Raw genomic sequence first — 24,653 nt, 5'->3', positions numbered from 1 at the left:
TTTAGAATTTTCTTGCTATAATAAGAAAAAGAAAATGCGGGGGTGGAATGAAAATGCTATATGAAAACGGCGTAGATAAGCTGCTTAGTTTAAGCAGAAATATTTCCGAATTATATCGAGAATTAAATGAGATGACCCGGATTTTAACGGAATGTAATCGAGAAAGTGTGAAATTTGATCGGTTATATGTAAAGGAGTTACTTTGGAAAAAAGAAGATGTAATGGAGAAGTATGATCAATTACTCGTCCAGCTTTGTGTTAATGAATGCTTTGATTTAAAAAGTGTAATCACTGGCGAATATAAGTATACATATGAAGAAGTAGAAAGCATTGTTTTAGAATTTAATGAAAAGTATAATGTAGCTATTTTGATTAAAGATGTTTGTAAAGAATTACAGTTTACATATGGAATTGATATGGAGATAACGAGAACAGCTCGGGTATAAACATTTCAAGTATAGAAAAAGGAAGAAGAAAGCAGGTCCTTTGCTTTCTTTTTTTATGTAAGAAAAGAGAGAGTGGGTTTAAAGATGAAGGGGAAGTTACAGCATATTCATCCACTTGGAATGAGTATCATTATAGGGACATTATTTGCTAGGTTTGCAACTTCAATGAGCATTCCTTTTTTAGCGATTTATTTAACGACTGTTAAAGACGTATCGGCTGGAATGACCGGTGCTATCATTGGAACGAGTGCGCTTGTTGGAGTTTTTGCTAGTTTTATTGGGGGGAATTTATCGGATCGATTTGGCCGGAAAACGATTATGATGTGGTCCATGATTGTTTGGGTTTTTGTATTTATAGGGTTTTCAGTTGCAGATCATGTTTTTAGTTTCTTTCTATTAAACGCTTTGAATGGGTTATGTCGGTCTTTTTTTGAACCGACATCAAGAGCTTTATTATCAGATTTAACAAAACCAGAGTATCGTTTACTTGCTTATAACTTGCGGTATGGTGCAGTAAATGTCGGGGTAGCTGTTGGTCCAATTGTGGGATTGCAGCTCGGAAGTGCAAAATCAACAATTCCTTTTTTAGTAGCCGCTGGAGTGTACATTTTATATACAGTTATATTAGCGCTTCAATTTAAGAAATATCCACTTGATAAAAAGAAAGTAACTACAAAAAACCCGGTCACAATGTTAAATGCGGTTCGGATTTTGCGAAAAGACATAGTATTTTTAGTGGCTTTAGTCGGGATTATTTTGAGTAATAGTGGTTTTTCACATTTAACGACGACACTATCTCAATATTTTGCAAACGCACATATATTTCAAGATGGAGTAAAACTGTTCTCATATATGCTAACTTTAAATGCAATTACAGTAGTAGTTATTCAATACCCTGTTATTCAAATGTGTAAAAAGTATACGCCGTTAGCGTCTATTATGGTTGGAACGTTATTTGTGAGCGGGGGATTGTTTGGATTTGGACTAGTAGAATCTATGTTAGGGGCTGCTATATGTACAATTATTTTTACATTCGGAGAAGTATTAATGTTTTCAATGACAGATGTATTTATTGATGAGATAGCTGTTTCACATTTGAAAGGGACATATTTTGGAGCTATGGGTTTTTCAGGAATTGGTGGAGTAATCGGGCCATGGTTTGGTGGGATACTTCTCGATTATTATGGGTATCAAAATGGCTTTTTAGTATTTTTAATATTAGCTATATTTTCAAGCATAGCGTTCCCAGTTCTTTTAGTGACAAAAGGTTTATTGAAAAAAAGATACTTTAGAAATTCTAAAATAGAAATACATGCGAAATAACATAAGCCCGAGTAAACTAAAAGGTTGCTCGGGCTTATATTTGTATTTATATCAATCGTTAATTCGAAAAAAGACTTTTTCTTCATGCTTATTGGCAACTTCGTTTTTGGAAATATGAATGGCTAAATATCCATTCTCTAAGCAGGCTAGCATCTTCTTGTAAATGATATTAGCAGGTAAAGGAATGATCCGCTGTAAAGAAGTGTTTTTATGAAGTATGCAAATGTTTAGGCCTGTCTCCATCTTTTTAATGAGTACATTTTGTGCAGTTGCATTTGGTACATCTGTTTCCAAAATGTATTCTTGTTCTGTTTCACAAAGGTCAATATGAATTTGATTTGGAAAACTAAAGTTACTACAAGAATCAGAACAAAATTGATCCATCCATTCTTCGAAACCATCAACATGAAAAAGACAATCCTTCTTTTTCTTGCCCATGTAAGACACCCTCCGTAAAATCTCAATTCATACTATGTTATGCATGAATGAACTAGAGGTGAAGAATAAATGAAAAAATATAAACATTGTATGTGGCAAAGGTAGCTAGTGTGAATATTTTGTTTTACATATCATGATGCGCATGATTTTTTTGACGAGAATGGTTACGGTTTTTTACTTTATGAGATCCGCTTAATGGTTCAGGTTGGCCTTTTTTTTCTTTAGATTCACGATTGTTTTTGCCCATTGTATATAACACCTCCTCTTCCTATTAGAATGAGAGAAGTTTGCGAATTTATACGAGAATGTTTTTAGAAAAAAAGGTAAAGATAAATGGGACTAACTATTATAGGAAGGGGATTGTATAATGCCATATCATAAAGATAAACAACAAGCTTTTCAAGCTGCACAGCAAGGAGTTACACAAGCAGAAAATACATTTCACAACATTGTAAAAAATGATCCAAACTACGGTCATGATTTAAAAGAGTTACGCCAAGAGGTCCAGGAAGCATATGAACAGATTCAAAATGCGCTAGAAGTAGCTTCGGAAACACAACGTCCACAACTTGAGCAATACGAAAATAATCTCCAAAATATTATGCGAAATGTAGATCAATTAGAAAAGTAAATGAGGTTGTTGTGTATTCGACAACCTTATTACTTTAACGAACGCTATGTTGAAACAGAAGGTTTTTCTATTAGTTTTTTCTTTACTATGCGCAGTACATATATTTCAAGTGGAAAAAGTGGAAGCGAAAATGTTGCTCAGAAAAGAACTAGAGCCAACTGGCTATGTAACGTGGGAAGTGCCAAATAATGAAAAGGTTATTGCAATTACGTTTGATGATGGACCAGATCCAACATACACGCCGCAAATTCTAGATTTATTACATCAATATAAGGCAGAAGCGACTTTTTTTATGATTGGATTTCGAGTTCAGCGTAATCCATATTTAGTAAAGCAAGTGTTGAAAGAAGGACATGAAGTTGGAAATCATACGATGAATCATTTGTATGCGAGCAATTCGTCAGATGAAAAATTAGAAAATGATATTTTAAATGGAAAGAAATATTTTGAAAAATGGGCGAAAGAACCTTTATTGTTTCGTCCACCAGGTGGATATATTAATGATGCTGTATTTACTACGGCAAAAAAAGCTGGGTATCAAATTGTTCTATGGTCATGGCATCAAGACCCTCGTGATTGGGCGAATCCAGGTACAGAATCCATTGTAAATCATGTTGTGAAAAATGCTAAAAGTGGAGATATTGTACTGTTGCACGATGGAGGAAGTGATCGTAGTCAAACAGTGGAGGCATTAGCAAAAATTTTACCTGAGCTGAAAAAGCAGGGGTATCGATTTGTAACAGTTTCGGAGTTGTTACGTTATAAACATTAAAAAAAATCCCAAAAGGTGTACCTTTTGGGATTTTTCGTTACTGATTCTTTTTTCGTTTCTTATTATTTTGTCGCTGCGCTGGTGTTAAAGGTTCGTTTGCGAACTCTTCGTTATAACCAGTTCCTTGTCCTTGTGCGGATGCAGCATTCATTCCTGAAATAATGTGATTGGCTTTTCGTTTACCCATTTTTCTCACCTCTATAATGTTTTTTATAGACGAACCATGAGTCGTTCATAGCATATATGAACGTAAAGTAAAACGCTGAAAGAGTGCTTTACTTTATAGTAATAGTATTAATAAAGAGCATGGACACTATTCAAATTTAGAAAGATAAAGAAAACTTATGATAATCCATAAGTTTCTTATTATTTACTTATTTAGAAAGTTGTAATAAGATATTATCGTAAGGTATTGAAAAGTTTGTCTACATTTTATATTCAGACAACTTAGTCACGTTTAACAGGGGGGAAACATAATGTTCAAACATAATCCATTTCAATCACGTGCAACTTTTGAACTAGATGGAAAGACGTATCATTATTATCAATTGAAAGCGCTTGAAAACGCAGGGGTTGGCAACGTATCTCAATTACCATATTCCGTTAAAGTTTTACTTGAATCTGTGCTTCGTCAAGTAGACGGACGCGTAATTACAGAAGAACATGTTACAAATTTAGCGAAATGGGGAACGAAAGATGTTCAAGATATCGATGTTCCGTTTAAACCATCTCGTGTAATCTTACAAGACTTCACAGGTGTTCCAGCTGTTGTAGATTTGGCTTCGCTTCGTAAAGCAATGGCAGATATGGGCGGGGATCCTGATAAAATTAATCCAGAAATTACTGTAGACCTTGTAATTGACCACTCTGTACAGGTTGATAGAGCGGGTACAGCAGACTCGCTTGCATTCAACATGGACTTAGAGTTTAAACGTAATGAAGAACGTTATAAATTTTTAAGCTGGGCACAGAAATCATTTGATAACTACCGTGCAGTTCCACCAGCAACAGGTATTGTACACCAAGTAAACCTTGAATATTTAGCACCGGTTGTTCATGCGGTGAAAAATGCTGAAGGTGACTTAGTTGCATACCCAGATTCATTAGTTGGAACAGACTCACATACAACAATGATTAATGGTATCGGTGTTCTTGGATGGGGCGTTGGTGGTATTGAAGCAGAAGCAGGAATGCTTGGACAGCCTTCATATTTCCCAGTACCTGAAGTAATCGGTGTGAAATTAACTGGTACACTTCCAAGTGGTACAACAGCAACTGATGTTGCATTAAAAGTAACACAAGTGTTACGTCAAAAAGGTGTAGTTGGTAAATTTGTTGAGTTCTTCGGTAGTGGACTAAAGAGCATGCCTTTAGCTGACCGTGCAACAATTTCAAATATGGCACCAGAATACGGTGCAACTTGTGGATTCTTCCCAATCGACGACATTTCATTAGAATACTTACGTTTAACAGGTAGAGATGAAGAGCAAATTCGCGTTGTTGAAGAATATTGTAAAGCAAACGGTTTATTCTATACAGCAGACAGTAAAGATCCAATCTATACTGATCTTGTTGAAATTGATTTAAATGCAATCGAATCTAACCTTTCTGGACCGAAACGTCCGCAAGATTTAATTCCGCTTTCAAATATGAAAGAAGAGTTCCATAAAGCTGTTGTAGCACCAGTTGGAACACAAGGACTTGGATTCAATGAGCAAGAGTTTGATAAAGAAGTGAAAGTTACATTAAAAGATCAAGAAGTAACGATGAAAACAGGCGGAATTGCAATCGCTGCGATTACAAGCTGTACAAATACGTCAAATCCATACGTATTAATTGGAGCGGGATTAGTTGCGAAGAAAGCAATTGAAAAAGGACTTAAAGTACCTGGTTACGTAAAAACATCATTAGCACCAGGATCTAAAGTTGTTACAGAGTACTTAGATAAGTCTGGTTTAACAACGTATTTAGATCAATTAGGTTTCCAAACAGTTGGTTACGGCTGTACGACTTGTATCGGTAACTCTGGTCCATTAGCAGAGGAATTAGAAGAAGCAATCGCAGCAAATGATTTATTAGTAACATCTGTTTTATCTGGTAACCGTAACTTTGAAGGTCGTATTCACCCACTTGTAAAAGCAAACTACTTAGCATCACCACCACTTGTTGTGGCATATGCACTTGCAGGTACTGTTGATATTGATCTGAAAAATGATGAAATCGGTAAAGATGTAAATGGTAATGCTGTTTACTTCAATGATATTTGGCCATCAGCTAAAGAAATTGAAGATGTAGTTCAAAGTGTTGTTACATCTGAATTGTTCAAAAAAGAATATGCACAAGTGTTTAACAGCAATGAGCGCTGGAATGAAATCCAAACTTCAAATGAAGCTTTATATACTTGGGATAATGATTCAACATACATTCAAAACCCACCGTTCTTCGAAGGATTATCTAAAGAGCCAGGTGAAGTTGAAACATTATCAGGTTTACGCATCGTTGGTAAATTTGGTGATTCTGTAACGACAGACCATATTTCACCAGCAGGTTCAATTGGTAAGCACACGCCAGCAGGACGTTATTTACTAGAAAACGGCGTACAACCAGTTGACTTTAACTCTTACGGTTCTCGTCGTGGTAACCATGAAGTTATGATGCGTGGTACATTCGCAAATATCCGTATTAAAAACCAAATCGCACCAGGAACAGAAGGCGGATATACAACATATTGGCCAACTGGTGAAGTAACATCTATCTATGATGCTGCTATGAAGTATAAAGAAGATGGCACAGGCCTTCTAGTTGTTGCTGGTAAAGACTACGGTATGGGAAGTTCTCGTGACTGGGCTGCGAAAGGTACAAACTTATTAGGTATTAAAGCAGTAATCGCAGAAAGCTTCGAGCGTATTCACCGCAGTAACTTAGTGTTAATGGGCGTATTACCATTACAATTTAAAGATGGCGAAAGCGCTGAAACGTTAGGTCTTGTTGGTGACGAGTCATTTGAAATTCAAATTGACAAAACAGTTAGACCACGCGATCTTGTAAAAGTAGTTGCAATCGATTCAGAAGGAAAAGAGAAGCAATTTGAAGTAGTAGCTCGTTTCGATAGTGAAGTTGAAATTGACTACTACCGTCACGGTGGTATCTTGCAAATGGTTCTTCGTTCGAAAATCGAAGAGTCTAAAGTGTCAAACTAAATAATTGAAATGAATGATAAGGAAGCTAACATTTGTTAGCTTCCTTACTTTATGTACAGAGGGAAAGGGATGAAACCATTTGGTTTCATCCCTTTCCTTTTATTATGCAAAATTGGGGGAATCACAATGAATGAGTATAGAAGAATAATGTTGCCGTTGTTGCAAGAAAAGCTATTGCTAATTAGTGCGATTTGTAGCGGAATAGTAGCTGCCATTTTAAATTTATCCCGTCCGCTATTTATGGGGCTAATTGTAGATAACATTATTCAGCGGGAGTTAAAAGGTACGTATGTATATATTGCTTTGTTTGCGGGGAGCCGCTTTTTGATGTGGGTGAACAATCTGTTATTTGATTATGTAAGCTCAAAAGTAAGTCAGCGAATATTACGAGAGAAGCGTATAGATGTATTACGTCATTTTTTCTTATTACCATTTGAAGAAAGTGAGAGGGTAAAACAAGGGGAGTTAGAAACATTAGTCGTTTCTGATATTCCGAATTGGGTAAGGTTATATGGATCTATATTAATAGAATACATCCACGCCATTGCACAATTTATTGGTGCGTTCATAGCTTTACAACATATCGATGTACAGTTCATATGGTGGATAACCCCGTTTTTATTTTTAAGTGCAATTGTTCCAATGCTTATGGGGGGAAAAGTAAGAAATATTGCAAGTATTGCTCAAAAAAATCAATCAAGTGTTGTAGAGATGATGTCACAGTTTGTAAAAGGTATACAAGATTTACGTAGTTTACAAAAAGAAAAATGGGCAATTCATTTGTTTAAAGGAGTGACGGCACAATCTTATAAAACAGAAGTAAGGAAGACGATGATACAACATTGTATTGGGATAGTTGGAACGGTAATAGAAACAGGAACATATATAGTTGTTCTTATTATAGGAGCAAAAAAAATAATAAAAGGGGATATGGAAGTCGGTTCGCTTGTGGCGGTATTAGCTACAATTGAGATGTTATTTTTCCCCGTTCGTTATGCGAGTGATTTATTGATGATGACACAAGTTGCTATTGCTTCGGCAAATCGAGTTTTTGGCTTTTTAGATATACCGGCTGAATACAGAAATGTAGAAAGAGCGATGGGAATGAAATTAACAAACGTTTCATTTCAAGAGAACGGTGAAGAGAGATGTAGAATTAAAAATATACATTTGCAAATTAATCCTGGCGAACTCGTTATTATTGTGGGGGAAAGTGGTGCAGGAAAAACGACGCTTTTAAAGTTATTAACAGGGTTATATAAACCATCTAGTGGCAAGATTACTTATTACGGTAATAAAGCTCGTATGACTACTATATGGCAGGAACCACGTTTTTTTCGAACGACAGTAAAAGAGAATATATATTTCGGGGAAGGGGGCTTAGAAAAACAGTTAGAAAAAAATATGGAACTTGTAAATGCGAAGTCGATTATTAGGAGTTTATCTGAAGGTATTCAGACTGTACTACATAAAAGCGGTGAAGAGTTTTCGGGAGGAGAGAGAAAGCGTCTTGCATTATTGCGAGCGATTGTATCAAATCCGAATCTCATTGTTTTAGATGAGCCGACTGCGGGATTAGATCCGGGCAATCAAGAAATGGTTTGGAATATGCTTAAAGGGCTAGAGGGGAATGTAACGAGAATTGTGACGACACATGATGTCGAGAGGGCGATGATAGCAGATCGGGTTGTTGTCATGAAGAATGGAATTATGGTGGAATGTGGGGATCCTAGAGAACTATTAAATTGTAAGTCATTGTTTAAAGAGATACTAATAAAAAGATAAGAGCTACATAGCGCTCTTATCTTTATTCACTCTTATTAAGTTGATACGTATAAGACTCAGGATTGTTAGTACTAAACTCTTTGACTAGAGTAAGTTGATTTGTATCCGGATTATATTTGAAAATCTTGACCGTACGTTCGCTACTTAGTGATGGATTATATTCTTGAATAGCAAATGTATTTTCAGCAATCTGAGTCATATTACTGGTGGAAACATTTTCTATGGAATCATGATTTGTAGAAATTTCAACGACTCTTTCACCGTTGAAAAATAAGAGAACGATTACTAAAATAACTAAACAAATTCGTATATAGCGAAGTTCTTTACTTATAGGATGTTCTCCCAAAATAATCATCCTTTCTATAACTATTGTATAGTAGTGGTAGTCATCGTGAAGAAACTAAGAATACCGAGACCGGCTAAAAGGATAAATGAGATTAAAGCGATAAAGAGACAAATACGCCCAACTTGCTTTTTTTCAGGATCTTTACTGAAGAGCGAGATGATCCAAGTGATAATCCCGATTGGGGAAAATATAAAACTAAGAATATATAATAGTATTTTTTCAAATAAATTCATAAAAATCCCCCTTTTTGAAAGTTCTACATGTGCAGTTTTCTTCGTATTAGCGCTGGCGTTATGTAGGAAAGTACAGAATAAACAGCACTATAAACAATCCAAGCGTCTAAGTTTTGTAAAGCGAGGTGCAAATCCCGAGACGATAATGAAAAATATAAGTGGAACAGTAAAAGAAATAATAATAGCAGCCCATTTGAATTTGTATAGTAAGGTGCTAAAAAAAATACATAGTAATGGTAAAGTGAAAAAAACAAAAGTGAAAGGGTTGATAAGTAATTGTAAAATACATATCACCTCGCAAGTTTTGTATTTATTTCTAATTATATGATAAAAAGGGAAATATTTCATCTGGACTATAAATATTCTAACTATTTCGACTGTGAATATTTCCAAGCTTGTCCGTATAAGCTAAAATAAGGTATATAGTATTTTGGTGATTATGTAATAAGAAGATAAACACGTAAGGGTGATATAATATGTGGCGGAAGCTTACCATTATTGTAGTGTTACTTTGTTTAGCGGGATATGCAGCTTATGAACAGTTTGGTAAAGAGGATCAAGTAATGCAAGAAAAGCCTGCCAAAAGTGAAGCTGCTATGAAAGAGATTTTCGCAAGGAACGGTATTGAAATTGGAAAGAGCGCACCAGATTTTGAATTAGCAAAGATAGATGGAACGAATGTAAAGTTATCCAATTTAAAAGGAAAGAAAGTTATTTTAAACTTTTGGGCAACGTGGTGTGGGCCTTGTCAGCAAGAAATGCCTGATATGGAGGCCTTTTATAAAGAACATAAAGAAAACGTAGAAATTTTAGCTATAAACTATACTCCTTCAGAAAAAGGAGGGGGAGAAGAAAAGGTACGGAACTTCGCTAAAGAAAAAGGAATTACTTTTCCTATTTTATTGGACAAGAACATTGATGTGACAACAGCGTATAAAGTAATTACCATTCCAACTTCTTATTTTATTGATACAGAAGGTGTCATTCAAGATAAGTTCATTGGACCGATGACGCAAAAAGAGATGGAGAAACGGATTGCTAAATTAAAATAACGGTGAAAAGGTAGAGGTGGAAAGTTACCATTTCTGCCTTTTCTTTTTCACGTAGTGATAGCAGCATGTTATGATAAAAGAAATATAAACGTTTAGAGGTAAAGGAGTGTTTGGAGTGGGGAATATATCCTTACCGTTAGATTATGTTGTAATTGATTTTGAAACAACAGGATTTAACCCTTATAATGATAAAATTATTCAAGTCGCAGCAGTGAAATATCATAATCATGAACTAGTAGATCAATTTGTTTCCTATGTGAATCCAGAGCGTTCAATTCCGGACCGAATAACGAGTTTAACAGGTATTACAAATTATCGTGTTTCAGATGCACCGACGATTGAAGAAGTATTACCTTTATTTTTAGCATTTTTACATACAAATGTTATTGTCGCTCATAATGCATCTTTTGATATGCGTTTTTTAAAAAGTAATGTAAATATGCTTGGACTACCTGAGCCTAAAAATAACGTTATTGATACTGTGTTTTTAGCGAAAAAATATATGAAGCATGCGCCTAATCATAAACTTGAAACGTTAAAACGAATGCTTGGAATTCGATTAAGTTCTCATAATGCATTTGACGACTGTATTACGTGTGCGGCTGTTTATCAAAAATGTGCAGCGGTTGAAGAAGAAGGAAAAAGAAAAGCGAATAAGGAAGTACTTGATGAAACAGCGGTATTTGAAGCAGTAAAAGAAATGCTTGTACGAAATAAACGTGATATTGAGTGGATTCGTTGTATGAATGTTGGGAGTTATTTAGATATAAAAGCCTTTTATCCAATTATAAGGTTAAAGGTCAAAGGGCGAAAGAAATATGTGTTAACAGAAAAAATGGAAGACGATGTAAGAGAAATTTGTACGAGCTTAACACACGAGGCAGCATTGAAAAGTGAGATTGGCAACACGAGAATTATGATTGACAGTGTAGAGGACATTTTGAAGCTAGAGAGCTACATTGTAGCAGAATACGATTCTGTATTACGAGCGCTGGATGAATATAGAGCAAATAAAGTAAATGCGGATGAAGAAATTAAAAAATATTTAAATACGATGGTGTAAAAAATCCCATGTGCAATATATGCGCATGGGATTTTTTATCAAAACATAAAATTTTCTTACAAATCTGATTAAAGAGTTTTTCATTTGCTCATACTATGTAATAAGAAAGCGTAGAAGAAAGGGTGAGCAACATGAGAAGAAGTCGCCGTAGATCGTTTGAAGAACTTGTAAATGAAAATAAACAACAATTATTAAGCGATCGTGATGCAATGGATCGAATTGAAAAACGAATTGAAAAACGTTATGAAATGAAACTTTTTAAGCAGGCTGAATAATTCTTAACACTAGTACGATACTAGTGTTAAGGAGGCGATAGTAATGGGTAATCCGAAAAAGAATTCAAAAGACTTTGCACCAAATCAAATTGGAACACAATCGAAAAAAGCTGGTGGCAACAAAGGAAAGCAAATGCAAGACCAAACTGGCAAACAACCAATTGTTGATAACGGTTAAAAAAAGGAGAATGTCATCATTCTCCTTTTTGTGTGTTTGGATAATATTATAAAAATATTTAAAAAGCTGACTTTCGTCAGCCTTTTTTCGTGATTGTAAAGTTTTCGACGAGTAAACGCCAATTTTGTGGGAATGGTAGACCAATCTTCCAATAGCTGATGCCGCCTATTCCTTGTTCTTTCATTAAATTAAATTTACTTTGAACGGACCGTGAATCTTCAAACCAAACTTCATGTTGTACGCCGTTTTCGTCAAAGTAATTGAAATGAGGAGCTTGAGCCGTGAAATCATAGCGGATAGGAACATTGTATTTACGAGCTAGTGCAACAGCTGCAACAGAGCTAATTGCTTTTGCTGGTGGATTTCCTTGTTTGAACGGCAGTTTCCAATCGAAACCGTATAAATTTTGACCCATCATAATTTTTTGTGGTGGCATTTGAGATTTTGCATATTGAAGTACCTCTTTCACAGGACCAATAGGAGAAATCGCCATCGGTGGTCCGCCTTGCCAACCCCAGTCGTATGTCATAATGACGACGAAATCAACAATTTGTCCTTGTGCTTTATAATCATGAGCTTCAAAAAATTTCCCTTTTTGATTGGAACTTGTTTTCGGTACAAGCGTTGTACTTAATGTGTACCCGCTAGGTAAGCGCGTTTTTACATTTCGTAAAAAACGATTATATGCTTCGCGATCTTCAGGTGCTACATTCTCGAAATCAAAATGAATATCTCGCATGCCGTATTTTTCAGCTGTTTGCAAAATGTTCGTAATAAATTTGTTTTGAATCGTTGCGTCGCGTAAAAAAACAGATGCCAGTTCGGTACTGAAATTTCCATTTTCAATATTTGTAATAACGAGCATAGGGATGGTTTTACCTTGCGTTGCAATATTAGCGATTTTAGCTGTTTCGGTTGGTTCTTTTAAAGTGCCGTCTCGTTTTGCTTCGAAGCTGAAGTAGGCTAAATATGTTAAAAATGGATTAATAGCACGTGTAGCATTTACTAAACTTTCTTTTATCGGTATTGTTGAAGGTTGTAAATAAGCGATGGATTCTACTGCTCGTTTTGTTCCTTTCGGTATATATAATTGTTGTCCGACATGAAGAATAGATTTTAATGAAAGGTTATTAACTTTAGCTAAACTGGCGAGAGGCACGCTATATGTTTGAGAAATTCGATAAAGGCTGTCACCAGGCTGTACATAATAGTTATTGCCTTTTGTATTAACGATAAGTGCCTGACCAACAACGAGTGTTTCGGCTGGGTTTAGTCCATTGTCTTTTACAATTTCTTCAGGTGTAGATCCATATTTTGATGCTAAACTATAAACACTATCACCGCTACGAACAGTTACAATTTGAATCATGTGTTTGCCCCTTTCGGTAAAAGATTCACTGTTTTTATTTTATTTTTGATTCCACTGTATTATGATTAAATGTATGCAAGGTAGCAGAAGTGAAAGAAGGCGAATAGAAATGTTTGTAGCAGAACATGAAGTTGAAATCCGCTATGCGGAAACAGACCAGATGGGTGTTGTTTACCATTCAAACTATTTAGTGTGGCTGGAACTTGGGCGCACGAAACTTATACAAGAATTAGGATTTTCGTATGTTGAAATGGAGAAAGAGGGAATTATCTCTCCTGTATTAGACTTGCAAATTTCATATCGTAAAGCGATGCGTTACGGTGAAAAAGCAATTGTGAAAACGTGGATTGATACTTTGAGCCCGCTGCGTGTTGTATATGGTTATGAAATTTATAACGGTGATGGCGAGCTTTGTATTACTGCAAGTACAACGAATATTTGTGCGAAAAAAGAAGGGTTCCGCCCTGTATCATTTAAAAAATTATATCCTGAGTGGTATGCGAAATATGAGGAAATTAAAAAAAAATAAAAAAAAACGTGGCAGAAGCCACGTTTTTTTATTTTTCATAATTAAATTGAGGGAAATCATCACCGTCGTTAAGTGTCACTAATAAATTATGTCCATCGAAGAACCACTCATCATCGCCTTCAATAAAGAAGTTAATACCTTCTTCTTGCATTTGAACAGCAGGATGCGCAGGATCATCTTTACGAATACCTAAAGAAAGTCCTTTTTGCACAGTACTGCAACCACCGTATTGTACGAAAAAGCGTATTGTTTCACCTGATTGTAAGTGTAATTCGTTTTTATACCATTGTGCTGCTTCTTTTGTTACGGAAAGATTCATGTATAGTTCCTCCAAATTATGTTGCTTTTTCTTTAGTATAAAAAATAACGCAAAAAGACGCTATTAATATGCTTCACGTTTTCTTTTTGCGTTATGTGGGTTACGATCTTATTTTTGCTTTTTTGAAAAGTTTGCTTTTGGTTCAGTTTTATTTATAATTCGTCCGATATTTGCACGGTGTTTATAAATAACCATACCTGCTAATAAACACATCGCAATAATGAAGATTTTATCCCCGCTAACAATGGATGCAATAACAGCAATGACAGCTGTTACCATTGAAGAAAGTGATACGTATCTTGTTGTAAATAAAAGGCTGAAAAAGACAACAGCTAATATTGCAAAAACAACTGGTGAATAGCATAATAATACCCCAGCAGAAGTTGCAACTGCTTTCCCCCCGCGGAATTTTGCGAAGATCGGATAGACATGTCCAAGAACAGCGGCTAATCCAAACCATAGTGGGTGAATATCTGACCCGAAAATAATCGGTAGACTTGTTGCTAATGTACCTTTTAAAATGTCAGCAATTGTTACGATAAAACCTGCTTTTTTCCCTAATGTACGGAATGTATTAGTTCCGCCTAGATTACCGCTTCCATGCTCACGAATGTCGATTCCATAACCGATTTTTCCAACGACTAATGCAAATGGAATCGAGCCGAGCAAGTAGGCAACGATAAATAAAAGATATGTAATAATCATGAGTTCAGTCTCCTTTATACAAATGTGTTGATAAAGGGTAAAAAGAGTTTTTCCCATATATTGTACCATACATTTGTAAAGAGCACATTTCTTTTTTACAAATGAAAAAGTCATTAATTTTTAAAAAAACTTTCACAGGAATGTTACATTTTTCACAGGAACAGAAGAACTATATGTTGTATGATTTTAATCAAAAGACAACAACATGTTGGTGGAGGGTTATGAATGTTGAAACAAAATGTACGTGGAGAAGAATTAATGAAAGTATTTGAGACAATTATTCACGGTAATGAACAAGATTTAATGCAGGAAAATGCAAATGTAGATGGCCGATCTCCAATGGGAGTAATGGGAACGTTCGCATCTGAGAGCGCAAAGTATTATGCAGTAGAAAAATTATTATCAGATCAAGTGAAAAAAGCGATAGATCAAAATATATTATATCCACATGATTTAGATTTTTATGCAACAGGAACGACGACTTGTTCGCAAATTCCGTTAGCGCAAATGCTTGCTAACGGTTTTCATACTGGACATGGACATATGAGACAACCGCAAGACATTAAAAGTGCATTGGCGCTTTCTTCAATTATTTTTCAGGCGAATCAAAATATGCAGCACGGTGGTCAATCGTTTGCACTCTTTGATATTGATTTAGCTCCATATGTGAGAAAAACAGTAGAGAGACATAAAAAACGACTACAGTCATATCCGCTTACGAAAGAACAAATAGAGGAATTTGCATGGAAAGAAACAGAAAATGATACGTATCAGGCGTGTGAGGCTTTCGTTCATAATTCAAATAGTATGCATAGTAGGGGCGGGGGACAAGTACCGTTTATTTCTATTAACTACGGAACAGACACATCGAAAGAGGGACGGCTTTTAATTAAGCAACTTTTAAAAGCGACGCAAGCTGGACTTGGTAAAGGGGAAACACCGATTTTTCCTATTCAAATTTTCAAAATGAAAAAAGGCGTGAACTTTGAAGAGTGTGATCCGAACTATGATTTATTTGAATTAGCGTTAGAAACGACAGTTGAGCGATTATTCCCTAACTTTTCGTTTTTAGATGCTCCGTTTAATGCTGTGCATTATGATGGTCGACCTGAAAGTGAAGTATGTTATATGGGGTGTCGTACTCGTGTTATGTCTAATATACATGGGGAAGAAACAGCAATTGGGAGAGGGAATTTATCGTTTACTTCTATTAATTTAGTGAAATTAGCGCTAATTAGTGGTTCAAAAGAAGCGTTTTTTGAAGCGCTAAGTTATTACTTAGATTTAGGTGTTAAGCAATTGTTAGAGAGATTTGCTTATCAATGTACAAAGAGAGCGAGAGATTTTCAGTTCTTATATTCACAAGGTGTATGGCGTGGTGGAGAAACGTTGCAACCTGAAGATGCTGTGGCACCGATTTTAAAACAAGGGACGTTAAGTCTTGGTTTTATCGGTCTTGCAGAATGTTTAGTAGCGTTAACTGGAAAGCACCATGGAGAAAATGAAGAATCATGGAAGCTTGGATATGAAATTATTTCCTTTATGAGGAAGAGAATGGATAAGGTGACGGAAGAACATCAACTCAATTTCTCTGTAATTGCAACGCCAGCAGAAGGGTTATCAGGAAAGTTTGTGAAGAAAGATAGAGAAGAATTTGGTGTAATTAGCGGTGTGACAAATCATAATTATTATACAAATTCGTTCCATGTACCGGTGTATTACAATATTCAAGCTATAGATAAAATTCGATTAGAAGGACCGTTTCACGCTCTTTGTAATGGCGGACATATTACGTACATTGAACTAGATGGTGCAGCTGTGCATAATCAAAAGGCGTTAAAGCAAATTGTACAAGCGATGGCGCAGTACGGAGTAGGATACGGCTCAATTAACCATCCTGTCGATCGTTGTAAGTGTTGTAGTTATCATGGCATTATCGGGAATGAATGTCCGAGCTGCGGAAATGAAGATGAGAATGAAATAGAAAGAATTCGCCGGATAACAGGATATCTTGTAGGAGATATGTCAAAGTGGAATAGCGCGAAACGTAGTGAAGAGATGGATCGGGTGAAGCATAAATGAAAGTTATGAATATCATTCATGATAGTGTAGTAGATGGAGAAGGGTTGCGGACAGTCGTGTTTTTTGCGGGCTGTCCGCATCATTGTATCGGTTGCCATAATCCGAAATCATGGAATGTTTGCAATGGAACTGAAATGACGGTAGAAGAAATTGTGAAAGAGATTGAAAAAAATTCATTAACCGATGTAACATTTTCAGGTGGAGATCCATTTTTTCAAGCTGCTGAAGTGAAAAAAGTAGCAAAAGTAGTGAAGGATCTGAAAAAAAATCTATGGATTTATACAGGTTACACGTTAGAAGAGATACAGAGTGCTCAAAATAATGATATGATAGAATTGTTACATTATGGGGATGTTTTGGTCGATGGAAGATTTGAACTTGATAAAAAAGATTTAACACTTCCATTTCGCGGAAGCTCCAATCAACGTATTATTCGATTGAATGAGTAAAAAGGCGGGATAGGTTATATGAATAAAACAGTATTACTTGTTGAAGATGAAAGAAGATTACGTGAAATTGTTAGTGATTATTTTCGTAATGAAGGCTTTGAAGTAATCGAAGCGGAAGATGGAAAAAAAGCGCTAGAATTATTTGCTGAACATACAATTGATTTAATTATGTTAGATATTATGTTACCAGAAATAGATGGTTGGTCTGTTTGTAGACGAATTAGAAAAGAGTCAGCGGTACCAATTATTATGCTGACAGCACGTTCTGATGAGGATGATACATTACTAGGCTTTGAACTAGGTGCAGATGAGTATGTAACAAAACCTTTTAGTCCAAAAGTGTTAGTAGCTCGTGCAAAGACGTTATTGAAACGTGCGGATGGAGCGATAGGAGTATCAGAAGAAAATACTATGTCATTAGCTGGAATAGAAGTGAATCGACTATCTAGAACAGTTTTAGTAGATGGAGAAGAAATTATATTGACACATAAGGAGTTTGAGCTTCTCGTTTATTTAATGGAGAACAAAGGAATTGTGTTGTCACGCCAACATTTATTAGATCAGTTATGGGGATATGATTACTACGGTGATGACCGAACGGTTGATACACATATTAAAAAACTGCGAAATAAGCTAGGAGATAAGGCGAAGCATATCGGCACTGTTATTCGAGTAGGTTACAAATTTGAAGAATAACCTTTAAGTTACTATGCATCCCGGCTTTGGGATATAGCAAATTTACACTCTCCTTTGTAGGTGAAATGTACAAAAAATACTTTTCTTGTCTACAATGATAGATAGGAGTATTTTTTTAATTGGATTTCACGATGAGTTCACAAGAAGGACACAAACTGTGACTATACTGAAAGTACGAATTCACCAGAGAGGGGAAATAAAACATGGGATATTACGACGGACCGAATTTAAATGAAGAGCATAGTGAAACGAGAGAAATGAAAAAATCAGGTAGTAAAAAAGGATATTTTTTCACAGGTTTAGTTGGAGCTGTAGTCGGGGCGGTTTCGATTAGTTTTGCAGCACCTTACATGCCGTGGATGCAAAATAATGCAGCAATTTCGTCATTCAATTCTAATCAACAAGTAGAAGGTACTGTAGCTCCTGTTGTTAATAAAGTGAAGGGCGAAACTGATTTGCCAGGCATGATTGAAGGCGCAAAGGATGTTGTAGTTGGTGTAATTAATATGCAGAAGACTATTGATCCGTTTGCGATGCAACCGGCAGAACAAGAGCAAACAGCTGGTACAGGATCAGGTGTTATTTATAAAAAATCAGGAAATAAAGCATATATTGTAACAAATAACCACGTAGTAGACGGTGCAAATAAACTTGCTGTTAAACTGAGCGACGGAAAGCAAGTTGATGCAAAATTAGTTGGTAAGGACCCTTGGTTAGACTTAGCAGTTGTAGAGATTGATGGATCTACTGTTAATAAAGTTGCAACGTTAGGTGATTCCAGTAAACTTCGTGCTGGTGAAAAAGCAATTGCAATTGGTAACCCACTTGGATTTGACGGCAGTGTAACGGAAGGTATTATCAGTAGTAAAGAACGTGAAATTCCAGTAGATATTGATGGAGACAAACGTCCAGACTGGCAAGCACAAGTTATTCAAACAGATGCAGCGATTAACCCTGGTAATAGTGGCGGTGCATTATTTAACCAAAACGGTGAATTAATTGGAATTAACTCAAGTAAAATTGCACAGCAAGAAGTTGAGGGGATTGGTTTTGCAATTCCAGTTAATGTTGCAAAACCAGTTATTGAATCGCTTGAAAAAGACGGGGTAGTGAAACGACCAGCTCTTGGTGTAGGTGTTGTTTCATTAGAAGATGTGCAAGCTTATGCAGTAAATCAATTAAAAGTACCAAAAGAAGTAACAAATGGTGTTGTATTAGCTAAAATTTATCCTGTGTCACCGGCAGAAAAAGCTGGCTTAGAGCAATATGATCTTGTAGTAGCATTAGATGATCAAAAAGTAGAAAATTCACTTCAGTTCCGTAAATACTTATATGAAAAGAAAAAAGTAGGCGAGAAAGTGGAAGTTACATTCTATCGCAACGGTCAAAAAATGACGAAAACAGCTACATTAGCAGATAATTCAGCTACAAAGAATCAATAAATATAAACTTTAATCAGTGGAGAGTTCTCTTCCTTCTGCTTATTAGTGTACATCAATCGGAATAAAAGAAAGTCTCTTTCATGTTGAAAGAGACTTTCTTTATCGGATATAATAAAGGTATAGGAGGGATTAATTATGACAATTGAAAACCCAACTCGTACGGAAATTGGTGAAGTATTGAAGAAAAGTAAAACGATTGCAGTTGTTGGATTATCAGATAAGCCAGAACGCACATCATATATGGTTTCAAAAGCAATGCAAGATGCTGGGTATCGCATTATTCCAGTAAATCCAACAGTAGATGAAGTACTCGGAGAAAAGGCGGTTTCTTCACTGACGGATATTAAAGAACATGTGGATATCGTAAATGTATTTCGTCGCTCAGAATTTTTAAAGGATGTTGCGAAAGAGTTTGTAGAGATTGATGCAGATGTTTTCTGGGCACAACTAGGAGTACAAGATGAAGATACATATAAACTTTTACAAGAAAAAGGCTATACAGTAATAATGGATCGTTGTATTAAAGTAGAGCATGTAATGACAAAATAGTATAGACTTTAAAGATAGAAAGATTGATTCAGCCTTCACTTTTTATATAAGTAGGGCGGATGAACGAGGTGTTCATCATGAGATTTTTTAAAGGCTGTTTTTGGGGATTGTTACTTGTTATCCCGTTTTGGATATTGATCATTTGGATCATGATAAAGGTCTGGAATGTATAATGTTGGAATACATATCCATTTCTCGTTGACAAACGATTATTTTTCTGAAATAGTAGCCTAGAGGAATCCTTGTGAAAAAAACAAGGATTTTTCTATTGAAAATAGTATATAAAAGAGATAAGATAACTTGCCAAAACCATAGTCGAGGCGTTATTCTATAATAGAAACATATGTTCTTATTTGATTAGGAAAGGGGCAAGGAGTTTGGTTAAGCATCAGTTCCAATATAATGAAGATGCAATTCAAGTGTTAGAAGGACTTGAAGCCGTTCGAAAACGCCCGGGTATGTATATCGGGAGTACGGATAGCCGTGGATTGCATCATTTAGTATATGAAATAGTAGATAACTCCGTTGATGAAGCATTAGCGGGATTTGGCGACGAAATTTCTGTCGTAATACATAAAGATAATAGTATTAGCGTAATTGATAAAGGGCGAGGAATGCCTACGGGAATGCATAAGCTTGGAAAACCGACACCTGAAGTTATTTTAACTGTACTTCATGCTGGTGGTAAGTTTGGCCAAGGAGGCTATAAAACGAGTGGTGGTTTACACGGTGTTGGGGCATCAGTTGTAAACGCCTTGTCAGAATGGCTAGTAGTAACGATTAAGCGTGATGGTAGCATTTATGAACAACGCTTTGAAAATGGTGGTACTCCTGCAACGACGTTAGAGAAAATCGGGAAAACGAAAGAGTCTGGTACAACGATGCACTTCAAACCAGATACAACTATTTTCAGCACGACAAATTATAATTATGAAACATTATGTGAGAGATTACGTGAATCTGCATTCTTATTAAAAGGAATGAAAATCTCGATAAAAGATGAACGTAATGATTTAGAAGATGTGTTTCATTATGAAACAGGAATTGAGGCTTTCGTTTCATACTTAAACGAAGAGAAAGATTCGATTCATCCAGTTGTATATTTCTCGGGTGAGCAAAATGGAATTGAAGCAGAGTTAGCGTTTCAGTTTAATGATGGTTACTCAGAAAACATTCTTTCGTTTGTAAATAATGTACGTACAAAAGACGGTGGTACACACGAAGCTGGATTTAAAACAGCAATGACACGTGTGTTCAATGAGTATGCTCGTAAAGTTTCTTTATTAAAAGAAAAAGACAAAAATTTAGAGGGTACAGATATTCGTGAAGGATTAGCTTCGATTGTTTCTGTACGTGTACCAGAAGACGTACTCCAGTTTGAAGGGCAAACGAAAGGGAAACTAGGTACAAGTGAAGCTCGTTCTTCAATTGATGCAATTGTATCTGAGCATTTAGCTTACTTTTTAGAAGAAAATCCAGATGTAGCTACACTTCTTGTGAGAAAGGCGATTAAAGCAGCGCAAGCACGTGAGGCTGCTCGTAAAGCGAGAGAAGAAGCACGTACTGGTAAGAAGAAGAAAAAATCAGAAGGTACTTTAAGCGGGAAGTTAACACCTGCGCAATCACGTAATCCTCAGAAAAACGAATTGTATTTAGTAGAGGGTGACTCGGCTGGTGGTTCAGCAAAGCAAGGGCGAGATCGTCGTTTCCAAGCGGTGCTACCATTACGTGGTAAAGTAATCAACACGGAAAAAGCAAAGCTTGCTGATATTTTTAAGAATGAAGAGATCAATACGATTATTTACGCAATTGGCGGCGGCGTAGGGAATGAGTTCGCTGTTGAAGATATTAACTACGATAAAGTTGTTATTATGACCGATGCAGATACGGATGGAGCACATATTCAAGTGTTACTACTGACGTTCTTCTACCGTTACATGAAACCACTTATTGAAGCTGGTAAAGTATTTATCGCACTTCCACCTTTATATAAAGTAAGTAAAGGAAAAGGGAAAAGTGAAGTAATTGAATATGCATGGTCTGATGAAGAATTAGGTGGTGTAACGAAAAAGGTCGGTAAAGGCTATATGTTGCAGCGCTATAAAGGACTTGGCGAAATGAATGCCGATCAATTATGGGAAACAACGATGAACCCTGAAACACGTACGTTAATTCGTGTGAAAATTGACGATGCATCAAGAGCTGAGCGCCGAGTTACGACATTGATGGGGGATAAAGTAGAACCTCGCCGTAAATGGATTGAGCGTAATGTACAATTTGGTATGCAAGAAGAAGGAAATATTTTAGAAAATGAAATGATTATGGAGACGGAGGTGGAATAACATGCAGGCAGAGAAGTTTCATGACCTCCCGCTTGAAGACGTGTTAGGTGACCGCTTTGCACGTTATAGTAAATATATTATTCAAGACCGCGCGCTTCCAGATGCGCGTGACGGTTTAAAACCGGTACAAAGACGTATTTTATATTCTATGTATGTAGAAGGAAACGTACATGATAAAGCGTTTCGTAAATCAGCTAAAACAGTAGGTAATGTTATCGGTAATTATCACCCACATGGTGATTCCTCTGTATATGAGGCGATGGTCCGTTTAAGTCAAACTTGGAAAGTACGTAATGTTTTAGTTGAAATGCACGGAAATAACGGTAGTGTTGATGGGGATCCAGCAGCGGCAATGCGTTATACGGAAGCTCGTTTATCACCAATCGCATCTGAGTTATTACGTGATCTTGATAAAGAAACAGTAGAATTCGTGTCAAACTTTGATGATACGAGTGAAGAACCTGTTGTATTACCGGCAATGTTCCCGAACTTATTGGTGAACGGATCTACAGGGATTTCCGCTGGTTATGCAACAGAAATTCCACCGCATCATCTTGGAGAAGTAATTGATGCTACAATGATGCGTATCGATCAACCGAATAGTTCTGTGGATGACTTGTTAACAGTTATTAAAGGACCAGATTTCCCTACAGGTGGTATTATACAAGGGATAGATGGCATTAAAAAAGCGTATGAAACAGGTAAAGGTAAAATTATTATTCGCGGAAAAGCAGAGGTTGAAACGATTCGTGGCGGGAAGCAACAAATCGTTATTACAGAAATTCCGTATGAAGTAAATAAAGCGAATCTTGTTAAGAAAATGGATGAATTACGTATAGATAAAAAGCTAGATGGAATTGCTGAAGTACGTGATGAGACAGATCGTACAGGTCTTCGTATCGTTGTAGAATTAAAAAAAGAAGCGAATGCTGAAGGTATTTTAAATTATTTATATAAAAATACAGATTTACAAATTCCATACAACTTTAATATGGTAGCGATAAATAATCGTCGTCCGACACTTATGACATTACCTAAGATTTTGGATGCATATATTGGGCATCAGAAAGAAGTTGTTACGAGACGTTCACAATATGAATTACGAAAAGCAGAAAATCGTCAACATATTGTAGAAGGTTTAAAGAAAGCATTATCAATTTTAGATGAAGTGATTGAAACGATCCGTGGGTCTAAAGATAAGCGTAATGCGAAAGATAATTTAAGTGCGAAATTTGGATTTACAGAGGCGCAGTCAGAAGCAATTGTTTCACTGCAATTATATCGTTTAACGAATACAGATATTACAGCACTAGAGCAAGAAGCAGCGGAACTTAGTAAGAAAATTATAGAGTTACAGACGATTCTACAAAGTGAAAAAAGACTTTTTCAAGTTATTAAAACAGATTTGAAGAGAGTAAAGAAAACATATAGTGATAATCGCCGTGCGATAATTGAAGAGGAAATTGAAGAAATTAAAATTGATGTGGAAGTTATGATTCCGCAAGAAGATGTCATCGTTACTGTAACGAAAGAAGGCTATGTGAAACGAACAGGTTGGCGTTCGCATAATGCATCGAACGGGAAATACTTCGGTATGAAAGAGGGTGACATCTTACTTGAGCGTTTCGATACAAACACGACAGAAACCGTTCTTTTATTTACGAACAAAGGAAATTATATTTATCTTCCTGTGTATGAAATGCCAGAAATTCGTTGGAAAGATTTAGGTCAACACGTTGCGAATCTTGTTTCACTCGAGCGAGATGAATCGTTAATTTGGGCAACAGTCGTACCGAATTTTGAAGAAGAAAAACGATTTATCGTATTTGTTACACGAAACGGTATGATTAAGAAAACTGAATTAAACCAATATAAAGTGCAGCGTTATTCACGGGCGTTCGTTGCTGTAAACTTGAAAAAAGATGATGAAGTTGTTGATATATTTGCGACAGATGGGACAAGTGATATTGTTCTTGCAACACATGGTGCATATGCACTTGTATTCAATGAAGAAGAAGTAAGTCCAGTTGGTGTAAGAGCAGCTGGTGTGAAAGCAATTAACTTAAAAGAAGATGACTATGTTGCTTCTGGTAAACCGTTAAATGGTGAAAAAGATCAACTTATTCTCGTTACGCAGCGCGGTGCTGTGAAACGTATAAAGGCATCGGAAATTGAGAAATCAACGAGGGCGAAGCGAGGCCTTGTAATTTTTAAAGAGTTAAAACGTAATCCGTACCGCATTGTCGGTATTGAAATTGTTCGAGATGACGAATTAGTTTACATGAAGACAGAGAAACACATTGTAGAAGAAATTGATCCGAAAGCGTTTCGAAATAAAGACCGGTATAGTAATGGTAGTTTAGTACTAGATGTTAATGATACTGGTGAAGTAATTGAAACGTGGACGAAGAAAAGAACGGAATAAAGGG

At 36.1% G+C, this 24,653-nt stretch carries 26 protein-coding genes; 18 read left to right on the top strand and 8 right to left on the bottom strand.

Going from position 1 to position 24,653, the window contains the following annotated elements; translation table 11 throughout:
• The first annotated feature begins 47 nt into the window (after positions 1 to 47).
• Positions 48 to 446 (top strand): hypothetical protein, encoded by a 399-nt coding sequence (locus JTF23_RS10115; protein ID WP_088099413.1) that lies wholly within the window; start codon positions 48 to 50, stop codon positions 444 to 446.
• 84 nt (positions 447 to 530) lie between these two features.
• Positions 531 to 1,769, top strand: a complete 1,239-nt coding sequence (locus JTF23_RS10110; RefSeq protein WP_204208665.1) for an MDR family MFS transporter — start codon at positions 531 to 533, stop codon at positions 1,767 to 1,769.
• A 51-nt stretch (positions 1,770 to 1,820) separates the two neighbouring features.
• Here the strand turns inward: JTF23_RS10110 and JTF23_RS10105 are convergent, their stop codons facing one another.
• Both JTF23_RS10105 and JTF23_RS10100 read right to left on the bottom strand, forming a co-directional pair.
• Positions 1,821 to 2,207 carry an Hsp20/alpha crystallin family protein gene (locus tag JTF23_RS10105; RefSeq protein WP_016105830.1) on the bottom strand — a complete coding sequence of 129 codons (387 nt, stop codon included), beginning with the start codon at positions 2,205 to 2,207 and terminating at the stop codon, positions 1,821 to 1,823.
• Between the two features lie 124 nt (positions 2,208 to 2,331).
• On the bottom strand, positions 2,332 to 2,454 hold the full coding sequence (locus JTF23_RS10100) for a small acid-soluble spore protein P (RefSeq protein ID WP_000517651.1): 123 nt from the start codon (positions 2,452 to 2,454) through the stop codon (positions 2,332 to 2,334).
• A 120-nt stretch (positions 2,455 to 2,574) separates the two neighbouring features.
• Between JTF23_RS10100 and JTF23_RS10095 the strand changes: the two genes are divergently transcribed.
• Together JTF23_RS10095 and pdaB are read left to right on the top strand one after the other, a co-directional pair.
• Positions 2,575 to 2,838 (top strand): hypothetical protein, encoded by a 264-nt coding sequence (locus JTF23_RS10095; protein ID WP_204208664.1) that lies wholly within the window; start codon positions 2,575 to 2,577, stop codon positions 2,836 to 2,838.
• A 46-nt stretch (positions 2,839 to 2,884) separates the two neighbouring features.
• Positions 2,885 to 3,610: a polysaccharide deacetylase family sporulation protein PdaB gene (pdaB, locus tag JTF23_RS10090; RefSeq protein WP_078174172.1), complete on the top strand. Its 726-nt coding sequence runs from the start codon at positions 2,885 to 2,887 to the stop codon at positions 3,608 to 3,610.
• Positions 3,611 to 3,647: 37 nt separating this feature from the next.
• Here the strand turns inward: pdaB and sspO are convergent, their stop codons facing one another.
• Positions 3,648 to 3,797, bottom strand: coding sequence for a small acid-soluble spore protein O (gene sspO, locus JTF23_RS10085; protein WP_016105827.1), 150 nt, complete (start codon positions 3,795 to 3,797; stop codon positions 3,648 to 3,650).
• A 289-nt stretch (positions 3,798 to 4,086) separates the two neighbouring features.
• Between sspO and acnA the strand changes: the two genes are divergently transcribed.
• Together acnA and JTF23_RS10075 are read left to right on the top strand one after the other, a co-directional pair.
• A complete protein-coding gene (acnA, locus tag JTF23_RS10080; protein WP_204208663.1) occupies positions 4,087 to 6,810 on the top strand; it encodes an aconitate hydratase AcnA in 2,724 nt (907 codons plus the stop codon).
• 69 nt (positions 6,811 to 6,879) lie between these two features.
• On the top strand, positions 6,880 to 8,595 hold the full coding sequence (locus tag JTF23_RS10075; RefSeq protein WP_204208662.1) for an ABC transporter ATP-binding protein: 1,716 nt from the start codon (positions 6,880 to 6,882) through the stop codon (positions 8,593 to 8,595).
• Between the two features lie 22 nt (positions 8,596 to 8,617).
• Here JTF23_RS10075 and JTF23_RS10070 read toward each other — a convergent pair whose 3' ends face one another.
• Both JTF23_RS10070 and JTF23_RS10065 read right to left on the bottom strand, forming a co-directional pair.
• Positions 8,618 to 8,950 carry a YmzC family protein gene (locus JTF23_RS10070; protein ID WP_002066639.1) on the bottom strand — a complete coding sequence of 111 codons (333 nt, stop codon included), beginning with the start codon at positions 8,948 to 8,950 and terminating at the stop codon, positions 8,618 to 8,620.
• Positions 8,951 to 8,961: 11 nt separating this feature from the next.
• Positions 8,962 to 9,174, bottom strand: coding sequence for a hypothetical protein (locus JTF23_RS10065; RefSeq protein WP_002033553.1), 213 nt, complete (start codon positions 9,172 to 9,174; stop codon positions 8,962 to 8,964).
• Positions 9,175 to 9,650: 476 nt separating this feature from the next.
• Between JTF23_RS10065 and JTF23_RS10060 the strand changes: the two genes are divergently transcribed.
• The 4 genes from JTF23_RS10060 to sspN all read left to right on the top strand — a co-directional run bounded on the left by JTF23_RS10060 (position 9,651) and on the right by sspN (position 11,742).
• Positions 9,651 to 10,226, top strand: a complete 576-nt coding sequence (locus tag JTF23_RS10060) for a TlpA family protein disulfide reductase (RefSeq protein ID WP_002128499.1) — start codon at positions 9,651 to 9,653, stop codon at positions 10,224 to 10,226.
• 115 nt (positions 10,227 to 10,341) lie between these two features.
• Positions 10,342 to 11,289 (top strand): 3'-5' exonuclease, encoded by a 948-nt coding sequence (locus JTF23_RS10055; protein ID WP_002167838.1) that lies wholly within the window; start codon positions 10,342 to 10,344, stop codon positions 11,287 to 11,289.
• Positions 11,290 to 11,420: 131 nt separating this feature from the next.
• The gene (locus tag JTF23_RS10050) at positions 11,421 to 11,564 is read left to right on the top strand and encodes an FbpB family small basic protein (RefSeq protein WP_002014298.1); all 144 of its coding nucleotides are present in this window, start codon (positions 11,421 to 11,423) and stop codon (positions 11,562 to 11,564) included.
• A gap of 43 nt (positions 11,565 to 11,607) precedes the next feature.
• The gene (sspN, locus tag JTF23_RS10045) at positions 11,608 to 11,742 is read left to right on the top strand and encodes an acid-soluble spore protein SspN (RefSeq protein ID WP_000527988.1); all 135 of its coding nucleotides are present in this window, start codon (positions 11,608 to 11,610) and stop codon (positions 11,740 to 11,742) included.
• A 76-nt stretch (positions 11,743 to 11,818) separates the two neighbouring features.
• On the opposite strand, the gene JTF23_RS10040 is transcribed toward sspN, so the two are convergent.
• Complete coding sequence (locus JTF23_RS10040; RefSeq protein ID WP_002111131.1) at positions 11,819 to 13,111, bottom strand: glycoside hydrolase family 18 protein; 1,293 nt, start codon at positions 13,109 to 13,111, stop codon at positions 11,819 to 11,821.
• 109 nt (positions 13,112 to 13,220) lie between these two features.
• Here JTF23_RS10040 and JTF23_RS10035 point away from each other — a divergent pair, with 109 nt between their 5' ends.
• The gene (locus JTF23_RS10035; protein ID WP_002160928.1) at positions 13,221 to 13,640 is read left to right on the top strand and encodes an acyl-CoA thioesterase; all 420 of its coding nucleotides are present in this window, start codon (positions 13,221 to 13,223) and stop codon (positions 13,638 to 13,640) included.
• Positions 13,641 to 13,668: 28 nt separating this feature from the next.
• On the opposite strand, the gene JTF23_RS10030 is transcribed toward JTF23_RS10035, so the two are convergent.
• Positions 13,669 to 13,959 carry a HesB/YadR/YfhF family protein gene (locus JTF23_RS10030; protein ID WP_002146331.1) on the bottom strand — a complete coding sequence of 97 codons (291 nt, stop codon included), beginning with the start codon at positions 13,957 to 13,959 and terminating at the stop codon, positions 13,669 to 13,671.
• A gap of 108 nt (positions 13,960 to 14,067) precedes the next feature.
• Positions 14,068 to 14,664, bottom strand: coding sequence for a glycerol-3-phosphate 1-O-acyltransferase PlsY (gene plsY, locus JTF23_RS10025; protein ID WP_002160929.1), 597 nt, complete (start codon positions 14,662 to 14,664; stop codon positions 14,068 to 14,070).
• 225 nt (positions 14,665 to 14,889) lie between these two features.
• On the opposite strand from plsY, the gene JTF23_RS10020 reads away from it, so the two are divergent.
• From JTF23_RS10020 to parC, 7 genes are all read left to right on the top strand, one after another.
• On the top strand, positions 14,890 to 16,746 hold the full coding sequence (locus JTF23_RS10020; protein ID WP_002160930.1) for an anaerobic ribonucleoside triphosphate reductase: 1,857 nt from the start codon (positions 14,890 to 14,892) through the stop codon (positions 16,744 to 16,746).
• Positions 16,743 to 17,195: an anaerobic ribonucleoside-triphosphate reductase activating protein gene (gene nrdG, locus JTF23_RS10015; protein ID WP_204208661.1), complete on the top strand. Its 453-nt coding sequence runs from the start codon at positions 16,743 to 16,745 to the stop codon at positions 17,193 to 17,195. Before JTF23_RS10020 ends, nrdG begins: the two co-directional genes overlap by 4 nt.
• A gap of 18 nt (positions 17,196 to 17,213) precedes the next feature.
• Positions 17,214 to 17,891 (top strand): response regulator transcription factor, encoded by a 678-nt coding sequence (locus JTF23_RS10010; protein WP_002111124.1) that lies wholly within the window; start codon positions 17,214 to 17,216, stop codon positions 17,889 to 17,891.
• A gap of 203 nt (positions 17,892 to 18,094) precedes the next feature.
• On the top strand, positions 18,095 to 19,333 hold the full coding sequence (locus JTF23_RS10005; RefSeq protein WP_002160932.1) for a S1C family serine protease: 1,239 nt from the start codon (positions 18,095 to 18,097) through the stop codon (positions 19,331 to 19,333).
• Between the two features lie 135 nt (positions 19,334 to 19,468).
• A complete protein-coding gene (locus JTF23_RS10000; RefSeq protein ID WP_002137699.1) occupies positions 19,469 to 19,882 on the top strand; it encodes a CoA-binding protein in 414 nt (137 codons plus the stop codon).
• A gap of 377 nt (positions 19,883 to 20,259) precedes the next feature.
• Positions 20,260 to 22,224, top strand: a complete 1,965-nt coding sequence (parE, locus tag JTF23_RS09995; RefSeq protein ID WP_002160934.1) for a DNA topoisomerase IV subunit B — start codon at positions 20,260 to 20,262, stop codon at positions 22,222 to 22,224.
• Position 22,225: 1 nt separating this feature from the next.
• The gene (parC, locus tag JTF23_RS09990) at positions 22,226 to 24,649 is read left to right on the top strand and encodes a DNA topoisomerase IV subunit A (RefSeq protein WP_204208660.1); all 2,424 of its coding nucleotides are present in this window, start codon (positions 22,226 to 22,228) and stop codon (positions 24,647 to 24,649) included.
• Positions 24,650 to 24,653: the final 4 nt, after the last annotated feature.

The sequence above is a fragment of the Bacillus sp. RIT 809 genome (genome assembly GCF_016892495.1).
Classification (GTDB): Bacteria; Bacillota; Bacilli; order Bacillales; family Bacillaceae_G; genus Bacillus_A; species Bacillus_A cereus_U.
The sequence above is the reverse complement of the archived record's forward strand: the minus strand, read 5'-3'. Positions and strand labels throughout refer to the sequence as shown.

Bases quoted from the DNA above. Each gene is read 5' to 3' on its own strand.
- JTF23_RS10030 (WP_002146331.1), bottom strand. From the start codon at position 13,959: ATGAATCTTTCCGTAACAAAAGAAGCAGCACAATGGTATAAAAACGAA.
- JTF23_RS10000 (WP_002137699.1), top strand. From the start codon at position 19,469: ATGACAATTGAAAACCCAACTCGTACGGAAATTGGTGAAGTATTGAAG.
- JTF23_RS10095 (WP_204208664.1), top strand. From the start codon at position 2,575: ATGCCATATCATAAAGATAAACAACAAGCTTTTCAAGCTGCACAGCAA.
- acnA (WP_204208663.1), top strand. From the start codon at position 4,087: ATGTTCAAACATAATCCATTTCAATCACGTGCAACTTTTGAACTAGAT.
- JTF23_RS10040 (WP_002111131.1), bottom strand. From the start codon at position 13,111: ATGATTCAAATTGTAACTGTTCGTAGCGGTGATAGTGTTTATAGTTTA.
- nrdG (WP_204208661.1), top strand. From the start codon at position 16,743: ATGAAAGTTATGAATATCATTCATGATAGTGTAGTAGATGGAGAAGGG.
- JTF23_RS10020 (WP_002160930.1), top strand. From the start codon at position 14,890: ATGTTGAAACAAAATGTACGTGGAGAAGAATTAATGAAAGTATTTGAG.
- plsY (WP_002160929.1), bottom strand. From the start codon at position 14,664: ATGATTATTACATATCTTTTATTTATCGTTGCCTACTTGCTCGGCTCG.
- JTF23_RS10065 (WP_002033553.1), bottom strand. From the start codon at position 9,174: ATGAATTTATTTGAAAAAATACTATTATATATTCTTAGTTTTATATTT.
- JTF23_RS10010 (WP_002111124.1), top strand. From the start codon at position 17,214: ATGAATAAAACAGTATTACTTGTTGAAGATGAAAGAAGATTACGTGAA.
- JTF23_RS10075 (WP_204208662.1), top strand. From the start codon at position 6,880: ATGAAACCATTTGGTTTCATCCCTTTCCTTTTATTATGCAAAATTGGG.
- parC (WP_204208660.1), top strand. From the start codon at position 22,226: ATGCAGGCAGAGAAGTTTCATGACCTCCCGCTTGAAGACGTGTTAGGT.
- JTF23_RS10105 (WP_016105830.1), bottom strand. From the start codon at position 2,207: ATGGGCAAGAAAAAGAAGGATTGTCTTTTTCATGTTGATGGTTTCGAA.
- sspO (WP_016105827.1), bottom strand. From the start codon at position 3,797: ATGGGTAAACGAAAAGCCAATCACATTATTTCAGGAATGAATGCTGCA.
- JTF23_RS10005 (WP_002160932.1), top strand. From the start codon at position 18,095: ATGGGATATTACGACGGACCGAATTTAAATGAAGAGCATAGTGAAACG.
- sspN (WP_000527988.1), top strand. From the start codon at position 11,608: ATGGGTAATCCGAAAAAGAATTCAAAAGACTTTGCACCAAATCAAATT.
- JTF23_RS10110 (WP_204208665.1), top strand. From the start codon at position 531: ATGAAGGGGAAGTTACAGCATATTCATCCACTTGGAATGAGTATCATT.
- JTF23_RS10060 (WP_002128499.1), top strand. From the start codon at position 9,651: ATGTGGCGGAAGCTTACCATTATTGTAGTGTTACTTTGTTTAGCGGGA.
- JTF23_RS10035 (WP_002160928.1), top strand. From the start codon at position 13,221: ATGTTTGTAGCAGAACATGAAGTTGAAATCCGCTATGCGGAAACAGAC.
- JTF23_RS10100 (WP_000517651.1), bottom strand. From the start codon at position 2,454: ATGGGCAAAAACAATCGTGAATCTAAAGAAAAAAAAGGCCAACCTGAA.
- JTF23_RS10050 (WP_002014298.1), top strand. From the start codon at position 11,421: ATGAGAAGAAGTCGCCGTAGATCGTTTGAAGAACTTGTAAATGAAAAT.
- JTF23_RS10070 (WP_002066639.1), bottom strand. From the start codon at position 8,950: ATGATTATTTTGGGAGAACATCCTATAAGTAAAGAACTTCGCTATATA.
- pdaB (WP_078174172.1), top strand. From the start codon at position 2,885: ATGTTGAAACAGAAGGTTTTTCTATTAGTTTTTTCTTTACTATGCGCA.
- JTF23_RS10115 (WP_088099413.1), top strand. From the start codon at position 48: ATGAAAATGCTATATGAAAACGGCGTAGATAAGCTGCTTAGTTTAAGC.